The following is a 24441-nucleotide window of genomic DNA, read 5'->3' as shown; positions in this document are numbered from 1 at the left end:
GGTTGACGCAATGTCGTCCGAAGCCGCCCGCGCCGCCGAAATTCTGAGCCAGCTCGCCACGCCGTTGCGTCTGCGGGCCTATTCGGAGCTCGTGCACCGCGGCCAGGAAGGCGCGACGATCGCCGAGCTGGCCTACATCCTGGACGTTCCCGTGCAGACCGCCGGCGAGACCCTGGCCCGGCTGGTCGGCGCCGAACTGGCCACCGGCACGGGCAACGGGGTCTACCGGGCGTCGCCGGGGCAGTTGCGCGAGGCGGCCCAGGCGCTCGACCGGGCCCAGCCGATCAACGCCTACCTCGGGTACTATCCCCAGCTGCGGGGCAACTTCACGCACGGGCGCCTGAGCACGATGCCGCCGACGATGAGCGAGCGCTACATGATGCTCGGCGAACTGCTGTCACGCTTCCTGGCGATCGAGGGCCTGCACCCCGAACACGAGATCAACCGCCGGTTGGCCGAGGTGACCGACGACGTCGCCGCGGCCCGCCGCATGCTGGTCGAGACGGGCTGGCTGGAACGCGATCAGGCGGGCACCACGTACGGGGCCGGGCGGCTCGTCCCGCAGCAGGCGGGCCCGGCCTGACCGTCCGGCCCACTGTCCCGTGCGGGCGCTACGGCCTCAACCCCCGCCCGGGCCGCCGGCACCCCCGGTTCCGTCCCGGTGCGGTTGTCACGGTTGCCGAGGCGTACGGGATCGGGCTGTTGGTGATCTTGGTTGTTGGGTAACAGTGCGGGCATGGCGCTGCCGATCGAGGACTACGCGATCATCGCGGACACACAGACGGCCGCTCTGGTCGGGCGTAACGGGTCGATCGACTGGCTCTGCGTGCCCCGATTCGACTCCGGGGCGATCTTCGCCGCGCTGCTCGGCGACGAGGAGAACGGGCACTGGACGCTCGCCCCGGCCGGCTCGTTCACCGCCCGCCGCCGCTACCGCGACGAGACACTGGTGCTCGAGACCGAGTTCGAGACCGACGGCGGCGTGGTCCGGGTGATCGACTTCATGCCGCCGCGCACGGAGTCGCCGTCGGTCGTGCGCATCGTCGAGGGGGTGCGCGGCGAGGTCGAGATGAGCTCGGTGCTGCGGCTGCGCTTCGACTACGGCCACGTCGTCCCGTGGGTCTACCGCGAGCAGGGCGCGCTGGTCGCGGTGGCCGGGCCCGACGCGGTGTGGCTGCGCACGCCGGCCTCGTGCCACGGCGAGAACCTGGCGACCCGGTCCGACTTCACCGTCCGCGCCGGCGACCGGGTGCCGTTCACGCTGACCTGGCGCCCGTCGCATCTCCCGCCGCCCGCGGCCGAAGATCCGGTGCACCAGCTCGGCGTCACCGAGGGCTACTGGCGTGGGTGGGTGTCGGCCTGCACCTACGAGGGCGAGTGGCGGGACGCGGTCGTGCGCTCGCTGCTGACCCTCAAGGCGCTCACGTACGCCCCCACCGGCGGAATCGTCGCCGCGGCGACCACGAGCCTGCCCGAGAAGCTGGGCGGCGTCCGCAACTGGGACTACCGTTTCTGCTGGCTCCGCGACGCCACCATCACGCTGCAGTCGCTGCTGTTCAGCGGCTTCCAGTCCGAGGCCACGGCCTGGCGCAAGTGGCTGCTGCGGGCGATCGCCGGAAACCCAGCCGAGCTGCAGATCATGTACGGCGTGGCGGGCGAGCGGCGCCTCGACGAGTACATCGCCGACTGGCTGACCGGCTATGACGGCAATCCCGTACGGATCGGGAACGCGGCCGCCGAACAGTTCCAGCTCGACGTCTACGGCGAGGTCATGGACGCCCTGCACCAGGGCCGCCGCGCGGGCCTCAAGGCCGACGACCCGGCGTGGGGCCTGCAGTGCAAGCTGATGGAGTTCGTCGAGGAACACTGGCGCGACCCCGACGAGGGCATCTGGGAGGTCCGCGGCGGTCCGCAGCAGTTCGTCCACTCCAAACTGATGGCCTGGGTAGCGGCCGACCGCGCCGTCAAGGCCGTGGAAGAGTTCAACCTGGACGGCCCGATCGATCGGTGGCGAGCGCTGCGATCCGAGATAGCCTCCGAGATCCTGGCCAAAGGCTACGACCCTTCCCGCCGTACGTTCACCCAGTACTACGGCTCCTCCGAGCTGGACGCGGCGCTGCTGATGGTCCCGCTGGTCGGCTTCCTGCCCGCCGACGACGAGCGCGTCATCGGGACTGTCGAGGCGATCGAGCGCGAGCTGATGGTCGACGGCTTCGTCCAGCGCTACACCCAGCACCCGCAAACCGACGTCGACGGCCTGCCGCCGGGCGAGGGCGCGTTCCTGGCCTGCACGTTCTGGCTGGCCGACAACTACGCCCTGATGGGCCGCCACGACGAGGCCCGCGAGACCTTCGAACGCCTGCTGGCCCTGCGCAACGACGTGGGCCTGCTGTCCGAGGAGTACGACACCGAGGCCGGCCGCCTGGTCGGCAACTTCCCCCAGGCGTTCAGCCACGTCCCGCTGATCGACACGGCCCGCACCCTGACGGCCGCACTGGCGCCTACCGAGGCTCGGGTGGCTGAGGGGCTGCGCTGAGCTGGTCGTAGGCGGCGCGGGCCTGGGCGGCAATTTGAGGGCAGTCGTCATAGGTCAGCTCGGCGAGGGCCGACAGGCTGACGAGCCACTGCACCCGGGCAATGCGTCGAGCCGCCAAGACGCGCACGGACAGCTCGTCCTGCGGTCCGGACACGCCGACCGCCAGCCGAACGTGGACCGGAGCCGTGACCCGGTCGGCCCTTGGGCTCGTTTCTCGAACCAACTTCAGGGCGGCCCGAGCCGTCATCCCTCGGCGGGCTAGCCGGGCAGTCAGGAGTCCAACCGTGAGTTCCTCCTCGACTGGCTGCTTCCCACCCCGGCGGAGCCAGGACTTGGCCCGCTTCCACAACGAGGGGGGCTCGGCCTCGACGGTCGCCTCCCGCAGCGGCAGTAGTGGTGGTGGGACCTCCAACGGTGCCGTCCAGTCATCGACGCCCGAACGCTCATGCCGTGGGGTGGTGGCGCCCTTCAACCGGCCGCGGCGACCCGGGTCATGTCGAAGCTCTTGGAGCAGATGGGCATCCGCGAAGGGGTCGTGCACGATCGCCAGGAGTGCCGGAACGGCCTCGGCCTGGGCGATTCGGCCGGCCAGTTCTAGACGATGCGTTCCTGGCATCCGGGTGTCTCGCGCCAGCGCATCGAGCACGAGGACACCCGCTGACGGATCCACCTGGGCGAAGTCAAGAGCAATATCGCGTCGCCGGTCCGGGGTCAGCTCGGGGTCGGCGACGACGGACAGCAGCAACGGGACTCCCCGCCCAGCATGGACGCCAGCCACGGTGATGGCCGAGCGAGCCCGCAGATCCACGCTGAGGTCGCGGTCTGCCGCCAACTCCTCCAGCGCGGCGAGTCCGGCCCGCTCGTCGATGTCGAGAAGCCGGGATCCGAGCCAGGACCGCCAGGACGGGTCGAAGGTCGGGTCGCGCGCCGCAATTGTCATGGCACGCGTCGCCGCGTCCGGGTCGATCCACGCGAGTTCCGTCGCCGCCTCGACCCTGGCGGCCGACCCCACGCCCGGATCAAGAGCGAGTCTGGCCACCACCAGCACCCCTTGCGGGAGGTCGAGGTCGAGGAGGGTGAGTGCCGCTCGGAGCCGGGCGTCGTCCGCGGCCGTCTCATCGGCCGCCACAACGGCAAGGGCGGTTGCCGCGGGCTCAGGCTCATCCGCGCCGAGAAGCTGAGCTGCTTGCACGCGATCGGTCGCGTCGCTCCAGCCGTCGACGGCTATCCTGATAAGGGCCTCGTTCGCCGCTTCGCGGTTGAAGTCTCTCAGGCGCGTAGCCGCCCAGATCCGATCGACCGCGGAGATCAGCTGGTCGTTGGCGATCTGGCCCATCACGTCGACCCCACGAGGATGCTCCAGGTCGGCGAGCGACTCTGCCGCCCACCGGCGGTAATACGTCGGAACCGTGGGATCCTCGGCCAGGCGGACGATGGCCTCGGCGAACTGGCCGGACTGAATCTCCGTCAGCCGGTCCTCAGCCCACCGTCGCATCTCCGGGTCATGGCCGGGCTCGGCGACGACGGCCGACAGCCCGCGGCGAGCAAGGACAACCTGTTGGCGGAGCTCGTCGAAGGCCCATCGCCGGAAGCGCATGTCGAGGGCGGGGTTGGCCGCCAGCCGGGAAGCCAGCCGGACCAATTGGTCCGGGTTGGCGTCGGCCATCGCCTCGAGTAGCGCGACCGCATCGGGAACAGAGGTTTCCGGCGCTGCCGCCATCTCGTTCCAGAGGCTCTCCGCCCGCCCGTAGTCGAGAGTCGCGAGGTTACGGAGCGCCCCCAACCTGATCGACAGTTGCGGGCCGGTTCGATAGGCGTTCTCCGCTTCGGCGACTGCAGCCCGCCGCACTGTCTCGTCGACGGGCACACCATCATTGAGCAGGTCAGCGACCAGATACTCCATTCCTGCGACGGAGCGCAGCAGCGTCCGCGTCACCACGGTGCCAATCCCTGGGTCACGGCGCAGAAGAACGGCAATTCGAAACAAGGTGTAGGACCGGCCACCCTGCTGGCCGCCGAGCAAAGCGGTGAGCTTTTGTTCGGTGGGATCACCTGCCGCCTCGGTACAGGCGGCGAGGTACTCCTGGAAGGTCTTGTGAATAAAGACCAGCGATTGACCGCGTTGTACCACGAGACCACTCAAGCGGAGCACCTCGGACACCAGATCGTCCCAATCACGCTGTCCGATACCGCCGGGCTGGAAGGTCGAAAAGAGCTTCCGTGCCACCAACATGATGTCTCCGTGATAGAAGGAGGCCCTCTCCAACTCGACGGCGATCTGGGTCAGGGAGCGTTCGATGCCGATCGACAACTGGTCGATCGCGGTTGTCACGGCGGCGCCGAATCTCCTGGTCCGGACTCCAAGCCGTTCCGTCGCCGATGTGGTGTAGCGCTTGGCCAGGAACAGTTCGGTGAATCGCTCGTACAACTCGGCCCGGCTCAGCGGCAGCCGAGCCTGGGCGTCGCTGGCGAAGACGACACAGATCATGGTCGCGATCAGGGGCACCCGGGCCTGGGAACGTAGGCGGCTGCGTTCGAGCTGGTCCATGAACCGCACGGCGGCCGCACTGGGGTGAGGCACCCCGAGCGCCGTGAACCAGCGCTCCGCGAATACCGGCAACTGCTCAAACGTGAACGGCTCGATGTCATACGTTCGAAGGCCCGAACCGTGCAGCATCCCGAGCTCGGCCTCCGGCAGTTCGCGGCTGGTCACGATGAAGCGGCAGTCCGGCCGGTTCTGGATCAGGAACGAGACGGCCTGAATCGCCCGCCGACGGACCATTGGGTCGAGCAGCTCATCCAGGCCGTCCACGAGGACCAGCCAGGGCACCCCCGCGATTGGCTCCCGCTCGAACAACTCGGCTAGATCACGGTCGGCGATCCGCGACCCAGCCAGCGCCGCAACCCCGTCGGCCAGGGCCTCCGGGAAAGACTTCGCCCCGGACAACGCGTCGGCCTGCACCCACACCGGCACGAAGGGCACGTACGGCTGATCGGTCAGCCAGCCAAGGGCGGTGAGATCAACCAGGTGCCGAATCAGGCTCGACTTGCCCGCCCCGGGACCGCCGAAGATTGCCATGCCCTTCTCGTCGCGCTGGAGCACACGCTCGGCCGAGACTGCCGCACCATTGTCCGTAGCCGTGGCGGTTCGCTGCTTGGCCTGCTGCCGGAGATAGACCGTATTCAGCCTCGGCATGGTCGGCAAAGCCATCGCGTACGGGTGCTCGCGCGCGACATCCACCAGCGCGCGCAGATAGCTGCGCAGCCGTGGTCCCGCATGTCGCCACTCGCCGGCCATCAGCTGGTCGTCGTCGAGGTGCGACAGCCACGTGCGTCGGGGTTCGCGTTCAGTGTGGCCGCGCAGCCAGGGGAACCGCGCGTGCGCTTCGGCCGCGGGAACGAGCCGGGCGATCGGAGTGCCGCTGAGGTCCGAGCGCTGCAGAATTCCGCAGACCCCGCCCGTACGCCAGTTGACCACCGGGCTGCCGCTGAAACCGCCGGTCGCCTTGCCCTTCGTGGCGCGCAGTGTGGCCGGGCGGCCCTGGTGCTGCGAGGGCCCGTCGTAGACGAACCGAACCGCGTCGCCCGGCCGGTAGTTCCCGCTGGGATGTCCGTATGCCCACAGTTGATCCCCAGGCTGTACGGCCTCAGCCAGGCATGCCCAGTCGTTCTCCAAATCCTGCCCGGCCCGCAGCACGGCGATGTCGGGCCCGTCCGGACCGGGGTAGAACCAATCCTCGACGACCTCGAACGTCAGCTCCTGGCCGCGCCATCGCACGGTCGCCGCCGGCGGCACGGGATCGCCCGGCGCGCAGATCACATGCGCGCACGTCAGCACGAGCCCGGGCCCAACGAAGAACCCGGTGCCCTCGTTGCGGCCGCACGTGATCGCGACCGTGGCCACGCCCACGGCCCGGACGATGCTGTCGCGCCCGGTCACGTTCGGCTAGACCTTCGCGTCCCGGCTCCATTCCACGGTGACCTTGAACTGAGACTTTGCGCCAACCTTGCCGATCATGGCCATGAACGAGCCCGACTCGACGGCCACTTCACAGCCGAACTCGATCGCGTAGCGGGTCGCGCCGACGTCAGTCATCGTCTCGGCGATCGACGTGGTCATTTCGCGCGCGAAGCGGCCGATGCCCTTGGTGATCTGGTCGATCGAGGGCGCCCGGCCGGCGATGTCCCGCTCGGTGCCGTGTTCCAACTCCTCTACATCGAGGTCGCGAGCCTCGATGTAAACCACGACACCGTCGTCGAATTCGACAGGAACAATTCTGGTGGCCTCGATCAATGTCGCCGCCTTCATGCGCTTAACGTCCGTGTTGGCTGGACTGTACCGGCCTCTACAAAGCATCCATAGCCGCCGACCGGGCGATGGGATCTGCCGGGTGTAGTCCGTAGCTGTCCAGATTCTCCGGGATCAGAGTGCCGGGTCCGTGGGCGCGCCTGGTGAAGCCCTACCTCCACGAGCGTGCCGCGGCGGCGTACGTGTCGTCCGGGATGTTGTTGAAGGCCACCGCGACGAGGCACCTGCGATTCTCACCGGCGGCGCCGACGGTCTGCGGGCCGCGGGCTGCCACCTTCTAAGTGGTCGGGCTGGACGCGACCGACGACGTCACGATCTGGGTGACGGAGGCCTGGGACTCCAAGACGGCGTCGCGGGCCCCGACCGAGGCGCGCGTCGCCGAGGGGCTGCGCTGACCGTCCGGGATTGTCCGGGGTTGCCGTGCCGAATGGAGTGCCTGGTTAGCGTCAGGCCATCCAATCCACGGGGGTGAGTTCCGATGCGTCTTTCCATGACTAGTGCGCTGGCGGTGCCGGCGATCGTGACGGCCGCGGCGGTGGCCGGCCTGGCCGCGCCGGCTCAGGCGAGTCCCTATCCGTGTACCTCGATCGGGACGGCGGGTAACGAGCTCTGCATCCAGCAGATCAACGGCAACACCGGCGTGAACATGTGGTACTGGAAGCGGGCCGGCAACCCGGTGACGGTCCGGTTCAGCTACCGGACCAACCTCTCCAATGCGTTCACTCACTGGGACAACGGCTGGTTCACGGCCAGCCGGGTCAACCAGTACTCGTTCGCCTGGAACGGCACCAACCCCGGCGCCTGCCTGATCGGCACCCTGCACGTCTCCACCGGAGAGAATTACACCGTGTCGAGGTGCCGCTGAGACCGGCCGGGCCCGGTGGCGGCCGGGCCCGGTTCGCGGGTCACCCCTTTCCATCGCTTCGTGTCTATGATGGATGTGTGGTTGAACGCGTTCAAACAAGTAGCCTGCGTTGGTGGACGTTCGCCACCGTGCTGGTGGCCGTGGTCCTGCGGGCTCTGGTCAGCGTGGGCACCTTTTTCGTGGCCGGGCCGCTGCTGGGGCTGGCCGCGCTCCCGCTCTGGTTCACCTTCGGGGCCGCCGCGCCGCTGATCGAATATCCCGCCGCCGTTGTCGCCGCAGTGGCCGGACTGGTGGTCGCGATCCAGGCCGGCGGCGGCCGGCCCCGGGCGGTTGGCCGGGCTCGCTTCCTGGCCGTGTTCGTCATTGCGGACACGGCGCTGTATCTGACGTCGTTCCCCGTGGGCCTCGTGCTGCTCGAGATCGACGACCCCTCGTACGTGGGGCTGCTCTTGATCATCGGAGCCGCGAACGGCATCGTGGTCCTTGGAGCCGTCGTCATCCTGCGCCGCGCGAGAACCGTCGCTCGCCGGCAAGCGCGTCTGGCCGGTTCCTATGTGCGCAAGCCGCGCCGGTGACGGGGGCTCACCTCAGCCAGCGCGCCGCGGCGGCGTACGTGTCGTCCGGGGTGTTGTTGAAGGCGATCGCCGAGCCCGGCGCGTGCCGGCGCACCAGGTTGATGACGCGCTCGAACAGCTCCAGGTCACCGCGGATGCCTCCACCGACGACGACCACAGGCCAATCCTGCTCGCGAAGCGCCGCCGTCACCACCGCCTCGATGTCGTCGCTGCCGTCCAGCCCGACCAGGCACTTGCGCGCGCCGACGCCCGCCTCGGCAAACCGCGCCATCCCGATGGCGATGCCCTCGGCGACGGGCGCGGGATCCCAGGGGCCGGGCACCCGGAACGGGTCGAGTCCGATCACCAGCACCCGAGCGTCGTCATCCACCCCGACAACCTACGCCGGTTTCATCCACTCGGTGCTTGGCCGGCCAGCACACGGAGTCGCCGGGTCGCATACTCCGCAGCGGAGATGACACCCAATCCGGCGTATCGCCCTTGGTCGTCGCAGCTGAAGCCGAGGGCGAAGCTGGCGACCGTGTCTTCCAGCCCGACCCAGGTGACCAGCACGTGCTGCGGCGCGGGGTCCTGGATCGTTCCGGGATGGCCGTGCCACAGCCGATCACCGAGGGGAGCGGGGTCTCCGAGTCCTACGACCAGGAAGTCAAATGTCGTCACGTCGAGGTATTCGACGAACAGCCCCGCCTCCAGAGTCAGGACGTCCAGCTCAGCCATGACCCGAGGCTACGTGAGGCCTTAGTCCCCGAACCCGAAACAAGCGGGCGTGCCAAGATGATCGAATGCTCTACGGATATCAGGGTTCGATGAAGACGAAGCCCGGCCACCGCGACGAGGTCGCCGCCATTCTCACCAGCGGCGCCGACGGGCTGCGGGCCGCGGGCTGCCACCTCTACGTGGTCGGGCTCGACGCCACCGACGACGTCACAATCTGGGTGACCGAGGCCTGGGACAGCAAGGAGGCCCACGACGCGTCACTGCAACTCCCCGAGACCCGGGCCGCCATCGCCAAAGCCATGCCGATGCTGACCGGCGAGTTCACCAGCCAGGAGACGCGTATCAGGGGCGGTCTGGGGGTCTGATCGGCTCGTGCGACGGCGTGGTGTGCCCCAGCCACAGGACCGTGTTCTCCGGCTGGGGGTCGGGATCGGTCGGCGCCTCGAGGACGGCCGTCATCAGCTCGACGGGCAGGTTCGGATTGGCGGCCGCGCCCTCGGTAGTTTCCGGATCCTCGAAGAGTTCCAGCACCCGCTCCAGGGACAGCCGTGCGTCGCGGGCGACCCAGCTCCGGACGCCGGGATGCTCGTCGTGACTGAGGCGTTCGATCAGCTCGGCCGGTGCGCGGCGGTCTCGCACGACGAGGGCGCGCGCGCCCCAGTGCGGTGAGTCCGCATATCGGGTCAGGTCCGCGCCGGTGATCGCCGGATGCGACAGCAACTGGCCTCGGGTAATGACGCGGGCTTCCAGGAAGACGCGCACGACGAGATCGGTCGGCACGGCCTTCTGGTTCTCGCAGAGGAGCAACCGGACCGGGAAGTCCTCGTCGGCCGCGAGCGTCGCGATCTGATCCGCGGTCAACTTTTCGTTGCAGGCCGCGCTGCGACGTAATCCCGGGTGCGCCGAGGACACGCAGCTTTGCAACAGCTCACCCTCGGCTTCGAGGACCCAGCCGAGCCGGGGCAGGCGGTCGTCCTCCGACACCTCATAACCGATCGCGGTGCGCTGCCGTTCGCTGAGCCCGGGCCGCATCGAGACGTACTTACGGACTCCCGGGTCGGGATCCGCCGACAGAGACGACACCAGGTCGTCCGGCAGATCCGGCTCGAGGGCGATGGTCACCCTCTCGTCAGCCGAGCCGCCGGTGACGATCGCGCGGGCGCGCTCGACGCTCATTGGCTCCGGTGGCGCCGCCGTGGTCAGGGCCCAGGAGGCGATCTCCTCGTCGTCCATGCCGGCCAACGCTGCTACGGCGGCGGACGACACCTCCCTCGGGTGCAGGAGCGGCAGCATCCGCCGCACCTTGGGGCGTTCGGCCAGCTTCCGATACGCCCACGCCGGCAGCGGCGGCGGGTCCACGGCGAACGGCCCCTCGAGCAGCGCCATCGCCACGGGCAAGGCCGGATCGCCGAGCATCCGTACCCGCTGTTCCACGGTCACCGCCGGGCTTTGGGCGACCATGGCCCGGAGGTGGACGTCGGGATGGGCGGCGATGATGCCGAACAGTTCGTCCGACAACTCGCGGCCGTACATGACCTCGACCATGGAGGCCGCGGGGTGTTCCAGAAGCCGCAGCACCAGCCTGTCCGGAACAGCGGGGTTGCGCGACAGCCCGCGCACCCGGGCGCGTGTCATTTCGGGGTTCCAGGACCGGTGAGCCTCGTCGACCAGCAGGGCGTCCTCCTCGCTCGCACCGTTGACAGGCACCGACCTTACGGACGCTTCCGAAGCGGGGTAACGGCCTTTCACCCGAGCGACGCGGGGCAGCGAGCGGCCTTATTATGGACGTGATTCGATCCCTGCGCCGATGGCCTTCTCGCCGCGGGGCCATCAAGCTAGGTTGTCCTCACCCCGGCCGATTCTCACAGGGAGAGTGGCAGCCGTGCGGCAAGACCATAAGACCTTCCAGTCGATCGAGGTCGGCGACGGCGGCGACGGACGGTGGGCCGCCTACGCCCGGAGCCTGTGGCCGGAGATGGAGGGCCTGCTGACCGAGGAGGGCCGCACTCCGCAGGGCGCGGACCGTGTTCGGGCACTGTTCCGTACGCACATGCCGGAACTGGTCCCGGTTCTGGACCGCCTGGCCGGCCAACTCGACCGGCCCGAGGCGGAAGCCTTCCTCACCCACGCGGCACTGCGGCCGTTCACCCAGTCCTGCACCCAGATCGGCGAGAACGGCACTCTGCTGCGCAACTATGACCTGCGGCCCGATCAGTGCGAGGGGACCATCGCCTCCTCCTGCTACCTGCGTCCCGTGATCGAAATGCAGGACATGCTGTGGGGCTTGCTGGACGGGATGAACGACGCCGGTCTCGCGGTCTCGCTCACTTGGGGCGGACGTTCCGCCTACGGACGCGGCTTCGCCATTCTCGTCGTGGTGCGCTACCTGCTGGAGACGTGCGACACCGTCGATGAGGCGGTCGGCCGGCTGCGGTCCCTTCCGGTCGCCGTCCCCCAGAACCTCACCCTGGTCGATCCCACCAAGGCGGTGACAGTGTTCGTGGGGCCGGATATGTCACCGACGATGGCGCCGGATGCCTGCGCCGCCAACCACCAGCACCTGCCGGTGACCGACGAGCAGGAACATGTCCTGCGCACGCAGGAGCGGCTGCGCGCCATTCGCGCCGCGGGTGCAGACGACGTGGCGGCGATGCTGAAGCCGCCGCTGTACCGATCCGTCGACGAGCAGGGGTCAAGAACGCTCTACACAGCCCACTACCGCCCCGTCGACGGCCGGGTGACGTACTACTGGCCCGGTGAGTCCTGGCAACAGTCTTTCGGCGACTTCACACCCGGATCCCGCACCGTGACCCTGGGCCGGATCGTCTGAGTGCTGGTGGGATCAGCGGTTGGTCAGGCTGAAGTGCATGTTCTCCTGCGGGCTTTGATCTGCCTGCTGGTGACGGCGCTAAGTACGCCATACCGTCAGGCAATTCGTACGTCAGTACTACCCATCGGCGGTCAACGTTGGTCGCCATCTGACGGCCCATTGACGGCCCGGACGGCCCACAGACGGCCCAGGATCGGCCGTCGGCTGAATCCGCGACTTCTTGACCCCCAGCAGGGTCAGAGTCAAGTGCTCACCAGTACAAGCGTTCTAAAGACCTGGTAGGAGTGGCGGTGTTGATCGGTCTGACGGGGCTTCTGGCGGTGTGGGTTGCAAGATCGTCTCCCAGATTTCTCCCAAGCGAGGGAATCGCCTACCTGAGCGGGCATCCCGTCGCGCAGGCTACGCCCGGCCGGGCCGCGCCTGCCCGGGCAAGGTGGAGCACCCTACGTCTGAACGACCTTGCCCGGGCAGGCGCGGTCTGGCTGCCTCCCGGTGTGCGATGGAGACCCGCCGAGCTTCGGCATCCCAGAGCCGCCGGGTCCAGGGCGGGTAGCCCGGCCGCCGGAGGCATGCCCCGGGTGCAGGGTCGGAGATCCTGCCCGCCGGAGGCAGGCATCTGGCGAAGACGCGTCCAGTACCGCATAGGTTGCCTATTGCTCGCTTGCCCCTACCGATTTGATGGCTACGCCAAAGACAGCGTCTTCCTCTGGATCGAGATCCGCCGCATTCTCATCGTCCGCCCGGAACGTGACCTCCGAGGCCAACTGCTCCGTCACGAAAAAGGCAAACGACTCGTCAGTGTCCTCCGCGCTGCGAATCATTCCAATGATGGCATCGTCGCAGCTGACCTCGCACTCGAAGGCCAAGGGCTCGAGCGATCCGCTGGTGATTGTCGCTGGGCCACTCCCGACCGCAGCCTGCACCCTCGCCGTCGCGGCCAAGCCGCTATTGATCGCCCCGACAACGATCTCAGTTAACTCCCACCCGGTCAGCTTGCTCTCCAGCGGCTGGTCCGGCTCCACCTGACACACGCGAAAGACGATGTCCACCATGGCATCGAAGCTATGCGATGAAGGTTGGTAGAAGCAGACCCTAATCGGATGATGGACACCGCCCGGCCTCGGACGCTCGTTGGTGGAGCAGCCGGGGCTTGTTGCGTTTACGGCGGACTTTGCGACGGTCTGCGCGGGCGGGCCGGCGCCAAGGCCGAAGGCCGGCGGCGCCGGACCCGAGCCGCGCCTTGAAGATGTAGAGAAAGTTCTCACCGTCAGATCGGTCGTTCAGAGTTTCTGTACGTCTTCAAGGCGGCCCGAACCGGGCCGCTCACGCCGCCGCCAGGGCGCGAGTCCGTCGCTTAGCTGTCGCACACGACGGCCACGCAGGCAGCCCGTCGGCTGACGTGGAAAACAGGAGAGCGGGCCTGCCGAAGACTCGCCACGGGTACGAGGTTGGGTGGAGAGGATTTGGCCGGCGGCCGACTGGCTCGGCTTAGACAGTGCTGCCGTGGCGGCTCCACCAGGACGCGGGGCAGCTCGCGGTCGTCGGTCGCCGCGGTTGGCTGCGCGAGTGTGCCGGGCCGCCCCTCCAACGTCAAGGGCGCTGGCGCGTCGCAAGCGACGGCCACAAACCGGCCGCCCTTGAGCGTCGGAGCCTCTGCGACCCTCGGGCAGGAGTCAGGAGCAGGCCGATGGCCTGCCCTCACAGGTTGCGCGCCGCCAAACCCGGCACCCGACTCGTTCATCCTTCCGGACGTCAATTCCTTCTTGACACCAAACACGCCGAAGATGCGATGCTGGCATGCATGTCGGATGACTATCTAGAGAACCTAGAGGCCAGCTTTTCGCCAATCCTATGTGACCATCGAGGGAAAGGTGCCATGGACAGGCGATCAGGAGGAATACAACGCGAACGGAGAAGTAACTAAGGACGCAGTAGAACATCATTTCTCATCAAGAGTTGCCGACCGAGTCAAGAAAATCCTGACAGAGCGGTTAGGCAGTGACCATCTGTGGATCCTACGAGAGGAAATCGAACCTGAAAGGTGACACCAAGGCTCGTCGCACCCCTAGTCGAACGTGCATGGTGATTGTTCGGAGACTTCGAGCAGGGTTCGTGCCCGCAGCGTGCCCGTTCGACAAGTAAGCAGAGGATAACAACGGCATCCGTTACGCACTTCCCGTCCCGCCTATCAACAGCTCACACGGGTCTGCTGCACCGGCAGGTGACAGTTCAAGTCACGCGGCCTGACTGGCCGGTGGGGTCATGATGGTCTCGTACTCGATAGGGGTCAATCGGGCTAGGGATCGTTGGCGTCGGCGGCGGTGGTAGGTCCGTTCGATCCAGGTCACCATTGCGGTCCTCAATTGTTGCCGGGTGGTCCAGGTTCGGCGGTCGAGGACGTTGTTCTGCAGCAGGCCGAAGAACGATTCCATGGCGGCGTTGTCGCCGGCGGCGCCGACTCGGCCCATCGACCCGATCATGTGGTGCTGGTTCAGGGCGCGGACGAACTTTCGGCTGCGAAATTGCGACCCGCGGTCGGTGTGCAGCACGCAGCCGGCCACGTCACCGCGTCGGGCGACGGCGTTGTGGACCGCGTTGACCGCCAGCCTGGACTTCATGCGTGAGTCGATGGAGTAGCCGACGATCCGGTTCGACCACACGTCTTTGACCGCGCACAGATAGAGCTTGCCCTCAGCCGTGCGGTGCTCGGTGATGTCGGCCAGCCACAACCGATTCGGGCCGTTGGCGTTGAAGTCGCGCTTGACGAGGTCGTCATGCACCGGCGGGCCGACCTTGCCGCCCTTACCCCGTCGCCGTTTGCGGCTGAACGCGCTCCACCAGCCCATGCCGGAGCAGATCTTCCAGGCGGTGCGCTCGACCATCGGCTGTCCGGCGGCGCGGGCTTCGTCGGCTAGGAACCGATAGCCGAACTCCGGGTCATCACGGTGCGCGTCCACGAACGCGTTCGCGCGGTAAGCCGCAACGAGTTCGGCGTCGGTGACCGGCCGGGCAAGCCACCGGTAATAGGGCTGACGAGCGATATTCAATACCCGGCACGTCACCGCCACGGCAATTCCGTCGGCGGCGAGCTCGCTCACGAGCGGGTAGAGCCTTTTCCCGGCAGGTTCGCCTGCGACAGATACGCCGCGGCCCGGCGCAGCACTTCGTTCTCCTGCTCCAGGAGCTTGATCCGCTTACGCGCCTCGCGCAGCTCGACCGCATCGCTGCCACTGACACCGGGTTTGACGCCGCCGTCGGTGTCGGTCTGGCGCAGCCACTTGAACAACGTCATCGGGTGGACCCCGAAGTCCTTAGCGATCTGCTCGACCGACACGCCAGGGCCCCGATCACGAGCGACCCGCACGACATCGTCGCGAAACTCCTGAGGGTAAGGCTTGGGCACAGCAACATCCTTCCAGCTCGCCATCACGGCAAGCCATCTCAGATGTCACCTATCGGTGCAGCAGACCCCACCGGTCGAGCGCCTTACTCAACATGATTCCCCAAGCTGACAGTCCTTGGACGACGCTAGACACGGTTGTAGGACAGAGGAATCATGCGTGACTGCTGACCGGAGCGTTTGTCGTGCCAGCGAACAAGTGCCTGCCGCGCATCCCGCGTTGCGAGTGATCGATTGAGCGTCAGGTACAACGACTGATTCGGCAACATCTCACCTACGGGCATCTTGGGCCGAACGCCGAGATGTCAGGCTCTGTCACCTCAAGGGACATCCCATCCTCATCGAAGACTTGGACTTCGACCTGCTTCATGATGGCCGGCCCTTGGTTCGTGATGAGGAGTCGAACTTCGTTCGATGGTCCCGACTTCAGTTGGGCTTGAACTAGGTCAAGCTGCGCCCTCGGCGTGGCCGTCCTGTCTTTGAGCCAAGTGCGTGCTACGCCTAGAAAGAGGTTGAGGATGCTGACCGCAAGACCTAGCCATGCTGCAACGATCGTCGCCTTCATGTTTGGCAGGCTAGGTCATCGTTGCGCCAGGCGTGAGTGACTAACTGGGTGACAACCGTCGATGAGGGCAGCGGACGTCTGTGGACGCCGACGGACTGATTCATGCAGGCTAACGGCATGTTGACCAAGCTCATCCAAGATTGCAAGTTGCCTGGGGGTCAAGTGCGTGAGGCGGTGGCAGATGGCACCGGGCGCTCTAAGGAAAACCTTGCGAAACCAACTATGACAAGCTTGCGTGGGGCGCGTTTTTGCCGTCGGAAATAGGTCTTCCTTATTTCAGCGCTAGCCTCATAAGTCAATTGCACCATTGCTGGATGTGTCTCTTCGAGCTTATTCAAGTGAGCGGCACGGGGCCTCGGTGTTCGCCTCATGACGAGTATGACCGTCTGGCCGGGGTGAATTACCGTTGGCCCACTACCTGTCAATCCCACTGCATTCCAACTAATGCCTGGGGGGAATACGGCAAGCCATGCGCTTGCCTGGTAGACGATGAGAATTCGAGTGTCGACGATTGGAACACTGGAGTCGTTGACTACGTGCACCGCCGTTAATCCGTCTTCAGCCACGGACCAGACCCGAACTGAGTTCCTGTCAGCTCGTCGGCGTCTCGCGATCTCATTCATGTAGACCACAAGGGCTACGGTGGCGGCGGCCGAAGTACCAAGCGCCTCAACGGCACTCCAACCGGGCCAGGACCAGAACGAGGCAGGCAGCACGAGATCGACGATAGTGCATGCTCATCTGAGCCTGGCCCGACGTCAGCGAGCAGCTGTGACAGCAACGCTGACAGCAACCGACCCGGATGGTCTCGGCTAACGCGACGCACCGGTGGACGGCTTTCCGAGGTCACAACCGTAAACGGACGGATCCGGACACGTCGCCCAAGACTTACAAGCGAGGGCTCATTACGAACGCCAGCGAACCCGATTGACCGCTTCTCCGCAACGTCTTCACACTCGACGCTGTGGACGCAGACCAGCGCGAAGCGATGAAGGCTCAGATCCTGGCCAAGTTCGAGCCGTGGCGCATCCGAACAACACTCGGCTTCGCCGGCCTGTACCAGCTCGCCCATCAGATGATCGAGATCGCCGTGGTCGATGACGTACGGGGCTTCTACATCAACCCGTTCGTCGAGCCGGCGACAGCTAAGGACAAGGTTCGATATGCGCAAGCCGTGCTAAGCCTCCACCCGAAGGGCAAGGTGTTCCCTGCGTCTCTGACGTGGTTGCTGAACGGCGGTGCCGTCACCGAGGCGCAGGCCGACCAGCTTACGGCCATCTACAGCCACCGCAATGACCTCGCCCACGAGCTCTTGAAGTATCTGGTCGATCCCGCCTTCGAACCTGACATGGACCTCTTCAGAGACGCCATCGAGATCTTGAGCGCCATCCGGCAATTCTGGATCCAGATGGAGATCGACATGGGCAACTTCGAGCACCTCGGCGAAGTCTCCACCAGCGACGCGAGGTCGCCGTACTTGACTATCCTCGGCATGTGCATCAATGCCTACATGGAGGGCATCGACATCGAGGTGCAGCACCTCAAGCGCCGGACTGCCGAAGGCGCCCAGTAGGCCCACCTCTCCTCGCTAGAACAAAGGTTCGAGTAGGTCAATTTGAACTGGCTTACGCATGACACCGGTCCTCGGCCAGGTGGCGCATGCCCGCCGAAGTCTCGGTATTCGCCGAACGATGGCTACGTACGCACCGGTTCGACGAATCGGCGAGAGGACCTGTGCGCGCTCGGGTCCGCAAGCACATCATCCCGTTTTTCGGTCGGCGGGGCATCGGAACCGTCCAGCCCAGCATGGTGCTGGAGTGGGACGCGGCGCTGATTGAGAAGAAGCTCGCCGCCAACACCCGGGCCGTGCTTTTCGCTCACCTCAGCGGGATCTTCACCGCCGCCGTCGACGACGGGTTGATCCCGAAGAATCCGTGCTCGGCGCGGTCGGTTTCAGCTCCGACGCCTAATCTTCCGAAGATTGTGCCGTGGGATATGGCCACAGTCACGGCGATCCGCGGCGGTCTGCGGCCGCGTTACCAGCCCGTGGTGGACATCGGGGCCGGATGCGGTGCCCGCCGCGGAGAGATCTTCGGCCTCTCGCCGGACGACTTCGACTTTGACGGTGGCTGGCTGACCATCCGGCGGCAGGTTAAGCGTGTAGGTGCCCAGATGGTGTTCGGGCTGCCGAAGAATGACAAGGAGCGGAGGGTGCCTCTGCCCGGCTCGGTTTCGGACGCCGTCCGTGCGCACCTCGCGGCCTATCCTCCAGTGGATATCACGTTGCCCTGGGAGGACCCGCGGCATGGCCGGCAGGTCACCGTTCCGCTGCTTCTGACGACGACGTACGGCACTGTGGTCCGGCAGCACGTGTTCGCCACGACCGCGTGGCACCCGGCCCTCCGGCGTGCGGGTGTGGCGGTCGAGCGGGTCAACGGGGTGCACGCCCTTCGGCACTTCTACGCTTCAGCGCTGCTGGATGCTGGAGAGAGCATCAAGGCTGTCGCTGAGTGGCTGGGGCATGCCAACGCGGCTTTCACGCTCCGCGTGTACGCGCATCTGATGCCGGAGAGTCCCGGCCGTGCCCGGCGGGCTTTGGATGCGCTGTTTACCGGCCCGGATGGCTTCAACGGCCCAGCGACGGCCCAGCGGTAGAGAGGATCTACGTATGCGCAGGTCATCAGCGGTTGGTCAGGCTGAAGTGCATGTAGTCCTTCAGGCTTGTCCAGCGCCCGCCCCAATAGAAGTCGTTCCAGGTGAAGGCACGCGCGGCCCCCTCGGGGTGGAGCATGCCGATCAGGTAGCGGCCGCGCTGCAAGTAGAACTGGCTGCCCGCCGGGGAGACGGAGCGGCCTCGGATCATCGGGTTCTGGAACGGGTTGATGTCGATGGCTGTGCCGGTGGCGTGTTCGGACCAGACCTTTGTTCCGCCGACGGCGCGGCAGTTGTAGGCGGCGGTCACGGTGGCCATGTTCGATTCGGTGGGGTGGTTGATGCTCATGGGGGCCATGCCCATGATGCGGAAGCGCCAGCGGTAGAGGGTGCCGAAGACCTGTTGGGCCCGGGCGGCCACGTCCTTGCGGACGACCACGCTGCCGTCGTGGTAGGCGCCGTTGAAGTCGATGTAGGAGACCCATACCCGGCGCAGGTTGATGGGGAGCACCGGGCAGCGCTTGAGCGGGTTCCAGTTGACCGAGCCGGCGGTGACGGGCTCGATGCGCGTACGGAAGGGGGGAAGTGGGATGGCCGGGGGGTTGAGCCGCAGCACCGCGTCGACCTGGACGGGGGCGCTGACGGGGACGCCGTTCCAGGAGGCCAGGTCGGTGGGGCTGACCCCGCGTAGCGCGGCGATGTAGGCCAGGGACTCGCCCGGGCGGACCACGTGCCAGACCGTTGCTGCTGCTGCCCCGGCCGGGGTGGGGGCGAGGACCGGCAGGAGCAGCAGGGCGGTGAGGACCGCGATCAGACGTTTACGCACGGCTACAGACCGTACGAAGGGTCCCGGGCGGGTCGCAGCGAAACGCGAAAATCAGGCCAGCGCGACGGGATTCGGCGACAGGGTGACCCGTACGGGCGTGCCGGGAGTGAGAGACGCTAGGCGGTCGGTCGCCACCTGGGCCACCACCAACTGTTCGCCGACGGTCACGGTGACCTTGCTGATCGGCCCCAGAAAGCTGGTCGTCAGCACCTTCCCGGCGCCGTCCGCGTCCGGGGTGACCTGCACAGACTCGGGCCGGATGAGGGCCGTGACCGACGACTGGGACGCCGGGGAGAGCAGCGGCAGACGCGTGCCCAGAACCTCGACCTCGCCGTCGATGACGGTGCCGGGCAGCCGGTTGCTCAGACCCACGAATTCGGCCACGAACGGCGTCGCGGGGGTGAGGTAGATGTCGGCCGGCGCGGCCAGCTGCTCGAGCTTGCCGGCCCGCATGACACCCACCCGGTCGGCCACGGCCAGGGCCTCCTCCTGGTCGTGCGTGACGAACAGCGTCGTCGTGCCGACCTCGGTCTGGATGCGGCGGATCTCGTCGCGCAGCTGCACCCGCACCTTGGCGTCCAGCGCCGACAGCGGCTCGTCGAGCAGCAGGACGCTCGGCTCGATGGCCAGCGCGCGAGCCAGGGCGACCCGCTGTTGCTGCCCGCCCGAGAGCTGGTGAGGGTAGCGGTCGGCGAACGGGGCGATCCCGACCAGCTCGAGCATTTCCTGCGCCCGGCGCGAGGAGCGCGAGCGTCCCCGCAACGACAAGCCGAACGACACGTTGGCCAGGGCGGTCAAGTGCGGGAAGAGGCTGTACGCCTGGAAGACCATGCCCATGTCACGCCGGTTGGCGGGCAGCCCGGTGACGTCCTTGCCGCCGACCAGGACCTGCCCGCTGTCGGCGTCCTCCAGGCCGGCCAGCACGCGCAGCGCGGTCGTCTTGCCGCAGCCGGACGGGCCCAGCAGCGCGACGAACTCACCCGGCTCGATGGCCAGGTCGAGGTGGTCGAGGGCTTGCGTGGTGCCGAACGAGCGGCGCAGCCCTCGCAGATGTACGGCGACGCCGGTCATGTCAGGGTCTCCTTCGAGGATCGGCGTCGCCCGCCGAGCAGGGACAGAAGCAGCAGCAGGACGAAGGCGAGCAGCAGCGCCGTGAGCGACACGGCAACCGACATGGTCGCGCTGCTCTTGCCCAGGAAGTTGATCGCGACCTGCAGGTTGGTCCGGTTGAGCAGCGACGCGATGGTGAACTCGCCGAGCACGAGCGCCACGGTCAGGAACGCCGCCGACAGCACCGCCGAGCGGATGTTGGGCAGCACCACCCGCCACATCACGGTGCCCCAGCCGGCGCCCAGCGAGCGGGCCGCCTCGGCCAGGGTCTTCACGTCGATGGCGGACAGCCCGGCGTCGAGGGCGCGATAGGCATAGGGCAGAACGAGGACCGTGTACGCGAACACGAGCGTCAGCGACGAGCCGCCCAGGAAGTACGTGACCCAGGCGTACACCGGCGCCAGCCCCACGACCAGCACGATCGCCGGGATCGTCAACGGCAGCAGGCAGATGAACTCGACCAGCCGTCGCAGCCGGGGCAGCCGCAGACGAACCCAGACGGCCGTCGGAACGAGCAGCACGAGCATGAGCACGGCGGTGAGCGCGGCCTGCAGCAGCGAGTTGGTGATGCCCTCGGCCAGCGCCGGATAGCGTTCGCTCAACTCCGGCCAATTGACCAGCAGCGGCCACGTCTCGGAGTCGCGGGTGGAGAACTCGACCATCGCGACCAACGGCAGCAGGAAGAAGACGCCGAGAACGATCAGAACCGTCCAGCGGAACGCGCGTTGTCTGCGCGCACGCCGCGCCACTACCCCAGCCATCTGGACGTCCGTTTCTGGAGCAGTGTGTACAGCGCCATCACCACGGCCACGACGACGACCATGCCGAGCGCCATCGCCTTGCCGACGTTCTGCTGGCCGAGCAGGACCTCGCTGGTGAGCGCGCCGCGGATCTGCAGCGGCACGAGCGGGCTGCCCTGGCTGACCAGGGCGGCCGCGGTGGCGTACGCGGAAAAGCTGTTGGCGAAAAGCAGCAGGGTCGAGCCGAGGAAAGCGGGGGCGAGCAGCGGACCGGCCACCTTCGTCCAGTACTGCCAGGTGGTGCCGCCGAGGCTCTCGGTCGCCTCACGCCACTGCGGACGGATCCCGTCGAGCGCGGGCAGGAACACGATGACCATAAGCGGAATCTGGAAGTACGTGTAGACGAGCGTGAGTCCGGGCAGCTCGAACAGCCAGACGCCGTTCTCGAACAGGTCCACGTTGAACGTGTCCTGCAGCCACACGGTGATGAACCCGGACAGGCCGATGGTGGCCAGGAACGCGAACGCCAGGGTGACGCCGCCGAACTGGGCGAGAACGCCGGCCGCCGCGGTCACCGTCCGGCGCAGCACGCCCTCCGGTTTCGCGGTGGCCAGGGCGTACGCGAGAAGGGCACCCAGGACCGCGCCGACCAGCGCGCTCATGGCCGAAAGGGCGATGCTGCGCCCGAACGCATCGAGGACGACCTGGTTGCCCAGCGCCTTGACGCTGTCGAGCGAGAAGCCGCCGTCGTTGCCGGCGAAGGCCCCGATCACCACGACCAGCGTCGGGATCAGCAGAAAGATCGTCACGTACGCGAAGAACGGCACCGTGCCGAGCAGGGAGGTGACGCCCCGCAGGCGCGGCCGCTTGGCCACACTCCGCGGGGCGGTGGCGGCGACCTCAGCCAACGGTCTTGGCCCAGTTCGCCGACAGGTATTCCTTGGCCTTCGTATTCTGGGCCTCGGTCGGGATGACCGGCGTGCCGTCGACCTTGGGCAACGCCTCGAACGCGGCCTTGTCGATCGTTCCGGCCTTCTCCATCGCCTCGGCGCGCACCGGGCGGGCGCCACCCTTGAGCCACAGGTTCTGACCGTCGTCGGAATAGAGGAACTCCTGCCACAGACGGGCGGCGGCCGGGTGCGGGGCGTCCTTGTTGATCGCCTGCACGTAGTACGACCCCAGCACCGCGCCGTTGGGCACGAAGGTCTTCCAGGTCTTGAGCTTGGTGGCCTCGGCGGCGTTCAGGTAGTCCCAGTCGAACACCACGGGGGTCTGACCGGACTGGATGGAGGCCGAGTCGGGGTCGACCGGCAGCAGGTTGCCCGCCTTCTTGAGCTGGCCGAAGAAGTCGACGCCGGGCTTGATGTCCTCGACGGTCCCGCCCTTGGCGATCGCGGCCATCTGTACGCCACCGAACGCCGCGCCGGCCTGGGTCGGGTCGCCGTTGAGCGCGACCTTTCCCTTGTACGCGGGCTTGAGCAGGTCGTCGAGGCTGGTCGGGGCGGGCACCTTGGCGCTGTCGTAGCCGATCGACATGTAGCCGCCGTAGTCGTTGACCCAGGCGCCGTTGGCATCCTTCAGGTCCTCTGGCACGTCGGCGAACTTCTCGGACTTGTACGCGGCGAACATGGCGACGTTGGCCGTGGCGACCGTGGCGCCCAGGTCGAACACGTCGGGCGCGCCGCCCTGACCCTTGAGCTGGTTGGCCGCGTTGATCTCGTCCTGGCTCGACCCGTCCGGCTGGGCCGAGTTCACCTTGATGCCGTACTTGTCGCCGAACGCCTTGATGATCTCGCCGTAGTTGGCCCAGTTCGGCGGCAGCGCGATGACGTTGAGCTGGCCCTCGGCCTTGGCCGCCTCGACGAGCTTGTCCAGCCCGCCCAGGTCGGCCGCGCTGGTCGCGCTCGCGGCGCCGGATCCCGACGACGCGGACTCCTTCTCGGGCGGCGAGCAGGCCGCGACCGCGGCTATGGTGGTGGCCGCCACAGCGACGGCGATCGTGCGGGTGAAAGTACGCACCGTGTTCCTCCCTCTACGCGCACCGGGCCGGTACGCGCTGGGTGATCATGAAAGTGCTTGCTTGACAGCAGGCGGCCAGAACACGTCGGCCCGGCGACATTCCGTCGCTGATCCGGCGACTCCACCAGCCGCTCCCAGCCGTCGTCGTGATCGTATAGCCGCGACCGATCGATGCATATAGCTGCACAAACGCCGAGATCAAGAAGACGCGGTAGCGCGATGGGCTGATTTACAGTCAGGCTCATGGCGGAGAGCCGGTTCGACGAGTGGACGGCCGCGAACTACGCGGTGCTGTGGCCCGAACTGTTCGAGCCGGCCCTCATCGACGCGACCGTGACCTTCCTGGGCCGCCTCGCAGCGGGCGGCCGGGCGCTGGAGTTCGGCGTCGGCACCGGCCGGATCGCCATCCCGCTGAGCGGCCGCGGCGTTCCCGTGCACGGCGTCGGGTTGTCACCCGCGATGGTCGCCGAACTGCGCGCGCAGCCCGGCGGCGCCGGCGTTGACGTGTCCGTGGGCGACTACGCGACCACGACCGTCGACGGCACGTTCTCGCTCGTATACCTGCTGCGGAACACGATCACCAACCTGACGACGCGCGACGAGCAGCAGCAGGCCTTCCGCAACGCCGCCGCCCACCTCGCACCGGGCGGGTGCTTCGTCGTCGAGAACTATGTGCCCCGGCCCGCCGAGCCACACCGGGTGATCGTCTCCACGCCGCGCCACCAGGGCTACGAGGAGTACGACGTCGACGCGCAGATCGCCGTCTCGCATCACACCTGGAACCTCGACGGCGAGGTCCACTCCTTCTCCTCGCCGCACCGGTATGTCGGCCCGGCCGAACTCGACGGCATGGCCCGCGCGGCCGGCTTGACCCTGCGCGAGCGCTGGTCGGACTGGCAGCGCGGGCCGTTCACCGCCGACAGTCCGGCCCACATCTCGGTCTGGGGCTGATCAGACTGACCGGCTGTCAATTCGTGTTACGTGAAAGCGTCCGCTCAGGTTCCCGGGAGGACCTGGCGGTCCATGTCAGCTCTATGCCTGGCATGTGGCGAAAGCGTGGGTGCAAGACCGCGTCAGAAGCCGAGGCCGTCGAGGATGCGTAAGACGATGTTGCCCTTGGTTTCGCCCTCGGCCTGCGTGGGGGAGCCGTTGAGCAGCAGGATCACGTCGTCGACCTGGGCGACCACGTCGGTGCGGCCGGACGCGGCGGCGAGCGTGCGCAGTTCGGCGGCCAGCCTCAGCAGCCGTTCGTCATCGAGGTTCACCGGGCCAGCGTAAAACGGGGGTGGAAACCCCC

At 67.2% G+C, this 24441-nt stretch carries 23 protein-coding genes; 9 read left to right on the top strand and 14 right to left on the bottom strand.

Annotated elements, in window-relative coordinates; all coding sequences use genetic code 11:
* The first annotated feature begins 10 nt into the window (after window positions 1-10).
* Complete coding sequence (locus ACZ3I4_RS19640; protein ID WP_465383372.1) at window positions 11-583, top strand: DUF2087 domain-containing protein; 573 nt, start codon at window positions 11-13, stop codon at window positions 581-583.
* Between the two features lie 132 nt (window positions 584-715).
* Complete coding sequence (locus ACZ3I4_RS19635; RefSeq protein WP_465383371.1) at window positions 716-2536, top strand: glycoside hydrolase family 15 protein; 1821 nt, start codon at window positions 716-718, stop codon at window positions 2534-2536.
* Here the strand turns inward: ACZ3I4_RS19635 and ACZ3I4_RS19630 are convergent.
* Together ACZ3I4_RS19630 and ACZ3I4_RS19625 are read right to left on the bottom strand one after the other, a co-directional pair.
* Window positions 2502-6476 carry a trypsin-like peptidase domain-containing protein gene (locus ACZ3I4_RS19630; RefSeq protein WP_465383370.1) on the bottom strand — a complete coding sequence of 1325 codons (3975 nt, stop codon included), beginning with the start codon at window positions 6474-6476 and terminating at the stop codon, window positions 2502-2504. The genes ACZ3I4_RS19635 and ACZ3I4_RS19630 overlap by 35 nt on opposite strands.
* A gap of 6 nt (window positions 6477-6482) precedes the next feature.
* The gene (locus ACZ3I4_RS19625; RefSeq protein WP_465383369.1) at window positions 6483-6845 is read right to left on the bottom strand and encodes a CU044_2847 family protein; all 363 of its coding nucleotides are present in this window, start codon (window positions 6843-6845) and stop codon (window positions 6483-6485) included.
* Window positions 6846-7335: 490 nt separating this feature from the next.
* On the opposite strand from ACZ3I4_RS19625, the gene ACZ3I4_RS19620 reads away from it, so the two are divergent.
* Window positions 7336-7710: a hypothetical protein gene (locus ACZ3I4_RS19620; protein WP_465383368.1), complete on the top strand. Its 375-nt coding sequence runs from the start codon at window positions 7336-7338 to the stop codon at window positions 7708-7710.
* 77 nt (window positions 7711-7787) lie between these two features.
* Complete coding sequence (locus ACZ3I4_RS19615) at window positions 7788-8285, top strand: hypothetical protein (RefSeq protein ID WP_465383367.1); 498 nt, start codon at window positions 7788-7790, stop codon at window positions 8283-8285.
* Between the two features lie 7 nt (window positions 8286-8292).
* On the opposite strand, the gene ACZ3I4_RS19610 is transcribed toward ACZ3I4_RS19615, so the two are convergent.
* Window positions 8293-8655, bottom strand: a complete 363-nt coding sequence (locus tag ACZ3I4_RS19610; RefSeq protein WP_465383366.1) for a hypothetical protein — start codon at window positions 8653-8655, stop codon at window positions 8293-8295.
* Window positions 8656-8675: 20 nt separating this feature from the next.
* Window positions 8676-9002: a hypothetical protein gene (locus ACZ3I4_RS19605; protein ID WP_465383365.1), complete on the bottom strand. Its 327-nt coding sequence runs from the start codon at window positions 9000-9002 to the stop codon at window positions 8676-8678.
* Between the two features lie 65 nt (window positions 9003-9067).
* Between ACZ3I4_RS19605 and ACZ3I4_RS19600 the strand changes: the two genes are divergently transcribed.
* Window positions 9068-9367, top strand: coding sequence for a putative quinol monooxygenase (locus tag ACZ3I4_RS19600; RefSeq protein WP_465383364.1), 300 nt, complete (start codon window positions 9068-9070; stop codon window positions 9365-9367).
* On the opposite strand, the gene ACZ3I4_RS19595 is transcribed toward ACZ3I4_RS19600, so the two are convergent.
* Window positions 9345-10709 carry a hypothetical protein gene (locus ACZ3I4_RS19595; RefSeq protein ID WP_465383363.1) on the bottom strand — a complete coding sequence of 455 codons (1365 nt, stop codon included), beginning with the start codon at window positions 10707-10709 and terminating at the stop codon, window positions 9345-9347. The two genes, ACZ3I4_RS19600 and ACZ3I4_RS19595, sit on opposite strands and share 23 nt — an antisense overlap.
* A gap of 175 nt (window positions 10710-10884) precedes the next feature.
* Here ACZ3I4_RS19595 and ACZ3I4_RS19590 point away from each other — a divergent pair, with 175 nt between their 5' ends.
* Window positions 10885-11832, top strand: coding sequence for a C45 family autoproteolytic acyltransferase/hydolase (locus ACZ3I4_RS19590; protein WP_465383362.1), 948 nt, complete (start codon window positions 10885-10887; stop codon window positions 11830-11832).
* 650 nt (window positions 11833-12482) lie between these two features.
* On the opposite strand, the gene ACZ3I4_RS19585 is transcribed toward ACZ3I4_RS19590, so the two are convergent.
* The 3 genes from ACZ3I4_RS19585 to ACZ3I4_RS19575 all read right to left on the bottom strand — a co-directional run bounded on the left by ACZ3I4_RS19585 (window position 12483) and on the right by ACZ3I4_RS19575 (window position 15797).
* A complete protein-coding gene (locus ACZ3I4_RS19585; protein ID WP_465383361.1) occupies window positions 12483-12884 on the bottom strand; it encodes a hypothetical protein in 402 nt (133 codons plus the stop codon).
* A 1182-nt stretch (window positions 12885-14066) separates the two neighbouring features.
* Window positions 14067-15235, bottom strand: a protein-coding gene (locus tag ACZ3I4_RS19580; RefSeq protein WP_465383464.1) for an IS3 family transposase whose coding sequence is annotated in 2 segments (ribosomal slippage) — window positions 14067-14948 and window positions 14951-15235 — 1167 coding nt in all. Because the reading frame shifts where the segments join, the coding sequence is not laid out codon by codon here.
* 271 nt (window positions 15236-15506) lie between these two features.
* A complete protein-coding gene (locus ACZ3I4_RS19575; RefSeq protein WP_465383360.1) occupies window positions 15507-15797 on the bottom strand; it encodes a hypothetical protein in 291 nt (96 codons plus the stop codon).
* Between the two features lie 964 nt (window positions 15798-16761).
* Between ACZ3I4_RS19575 and ACZ3I4_RS19570 the strand changes: the two genes are divergently transcribed.
* Window positions 16762-17370 (top strand): hypothetical protein, encoded by a 609-nt coding sequence (locus ACZ3I4_RS19570; RefSeq protein ID WP_465383359.1) that lies wholly within the window; start codon window positions 16762-16764, stop codon window positions 17368-17370.
* A gap of 86 nt (window positions 17371-17456) precedes the next feature.
* On the top strand, window positions 17457-18452 hold the full coding sequence (locus ACZ3I4_RS19565; RefSeq protein WP_465383358.1) for a tyrosine-type recombinase/integrase: 996 nt from the start codon (window positions 17457-17459) through the stop codon (window positions 18450-18452).
* A gap of 25 nt (window positions 18453-18477) precedes the next feature.
* On the opposite strand, the gene ACZ3I4_RS19560 is transcribed toward ACZ3I4_RS19565, so the two are convergent.
* Genes ACZ3I4_RS19560 through ACZ3I4_RS19540 form a run of 5 tightly spaced genes read right to left on the bottom strand, consistent with a single transcriptional unit; the run spans window position 18478 to window position 23144 of the window.
* Window positions 18478-19275 carry a M15 family metallopeptidase gene (locus ACZ3I4_RS19560; protein WP_465383357.1) on the bottom strand — a complete coding sequence of 266 codons (798 nt, stop codon included), beginning with the start codon at window positions 19273-19275 and terminating at the stop codon, window positions 18478-18480.
* 51 nt (window positions 19276-19326) lie between these two features.
* On the bottom strand, window positions 19327-20346 hold the full coding sequence (locus tag ACZ3I4_RS19555; protein ID WP_465383356.1) for an ABC transporter ATP-binding protein: 1020 nt from the start codon (window positions 20344-20346) through the stop codon (window positions 19327-19329).
* Window positions 20343-21146, bottom strand: a complete 804-nt coding sequence (locus tag ACZ3I4_RS19550; protein ID WP_465383355.1) for an ABC transporter permease — start codon at window positions 21144-21146, stop codon at window positions 20343-20345. The genes ACZ3I4_RS19555 and ACZ3I4_RS19550 overlap by 4 nt, the downstream gene beginning before the upstream one ends.
* The gene (locus ACZ3I4_RS19545; RefSeq protein ID WP_465383354.1) at window positions 21134-22033 is read right to left on the bottom strand and encodes an ABC transporter permease; all 900 of its coding nucleotides are present in this window, start codon (window positions 22031-22033) and stop codon (window positions 21134-21136) included. Before ACZ3I4_RS19545 ends, ACZ3I4_RS19550 begins: the two co-directional genes overlap by 13 nt.
* Window positions 22026-23144 carry an ABC transporter substrate-binding protein gene (locus tag ACZ3I4_RS19540; RefSeq protein ID WP_465383353.1) on the bottom strand — a complete coding sequence of 373 codons (1119 nt, stop codon included), beginning with the start codon at window positions 23142-23144 and terminating at the stop codon, window positions 22026-22028. Before ACZ3I4_RS19540 ends, ACZ3I4_RS19545 begins: the two co-directional genes overlap by 8 nt.
* Window positions 23145-23387: 243 nt before the next feature.
* Between ACZ3I4_RS19540 and ACZ3I4_RS19535 the strand changes: the two genes are divergently transcribed.
* Window positions 23388-24095: a class I SAM-dependent methyltransferase gene (locus tag ACZ3I4_RS19535; RefSeq protein WP_465383352.1), complete on the top strand. Its 708-nt coding sequence runs from the start codon at window positions 23388-23390 to the stop codon at window positions 24093-24095.
* 122 nt (window positions 24096-24217) lie between these two features.
* Here ACZ3I4_RS19535 and ACZ3I4_RS19530 read toward each other — a convergent pair whose 3' ends face one another.
* Window positions 24218-24409: a hypothetical protein gene (locus ACZ3I4_RS19530; protein WP_465383351.1), complete on the bottom strand. Its 192-nt coding sequence runs from the start codon at window positions 24407-24409 to the stop codon at window positions 24218-24220.
* Between the last annotated feature and the right edge of the window lie 32 nt (window positions 24410-24441).

This window comes from Actinoplanes sp. NPDC021490 (assembly GCF_055562135.1).
This window is presented reverse-complemented; position numbering and strand designations above follow the sequence as displayed.

Bases quoted from the DNA above. Each gene is read 5' to 3' on its own strand.
- ACZ3I4_RS19575 (WP_465383360.1), bottom strand. From the start codon at position 15,797: ATGAAGGCGACGATCGTTGCAGCATGGCTAGGTCTTGCGGTCAGCATC.
- ACZ3I4_RS19550 (WP_465383355.1), bottom strand. From the start codon at position 21,146: ATGGCTGGGGTAGTGGCGCGGCGTGCGCGCAGACAACGCGCGTTCCGC.
- ACZ3I4_RS19640 (WP_465383372.1), top strand. From the start codon at position 11: ATGTCGTCCGAAGCCGCCCGCGCCGCCGAAATTCTGAGCCAGCTCGCC.
- ACZ3I4_RS19600 (WP_465383364.1), top strand. From the start codon at position 9,068: ATGCTCTACGGATATCAGGGTTCGATGAAGACGAAGCCCGGCCACCGC.
- ACZ3I4_RS19555 (WP_465383356.1), bottom strand. From the start codon at position 20,346: ATGACCGGCGTCGCCGTACATCTGCGAGGGCTGCGCCGCTCGTTCGGC.
- ACZ3I4_RS19535 (WP_465383352.1), top strand. From the start codon at position 23,388: ATGGCGGAGAGCCGGTTCGACGAGTGGACGGCCGCGAACTACGCGGTG.
- ACZ3I4_RS19605 (WP_465383365.1), bottom strand. From the start codon at position 9,002: ATGGCTGAGCTGGACGTCCTGACTCTGGAGGCGGGGCTGTTCGTCGAA.
- ACZ3I4_RS19585 (WP_465383361.1), bottom strand. From the start codon at position 12,884: ATGGTGGACATCGTCTTTCGCGTGTGTCAGGTGGAGCCGGACCAGCCG.
- ACZ3I4_RS19625 (WP_465383369.1), bottom strand. From the start codon at position 6,845: ATGAAGGCGGCGACATTGATCGAGGCCACCAGAATTGTTCCTGTCGAA.
- ACZ3I4_RS19620 (WP_465383368.1), top strand. From the start codon at position 7,336: ATGACTAGTGCGCTGGCGGTGCCGGCGATCGTGACGGCCGCGGCGGTG.
- ACZ3I4_RS19565 (WP_465383358.1), top strand. From the start codon at position 17,457: ATGCCCGCCGAAGTCTCGGTATTCGCCGAACGATGGCTACGTACGCAC.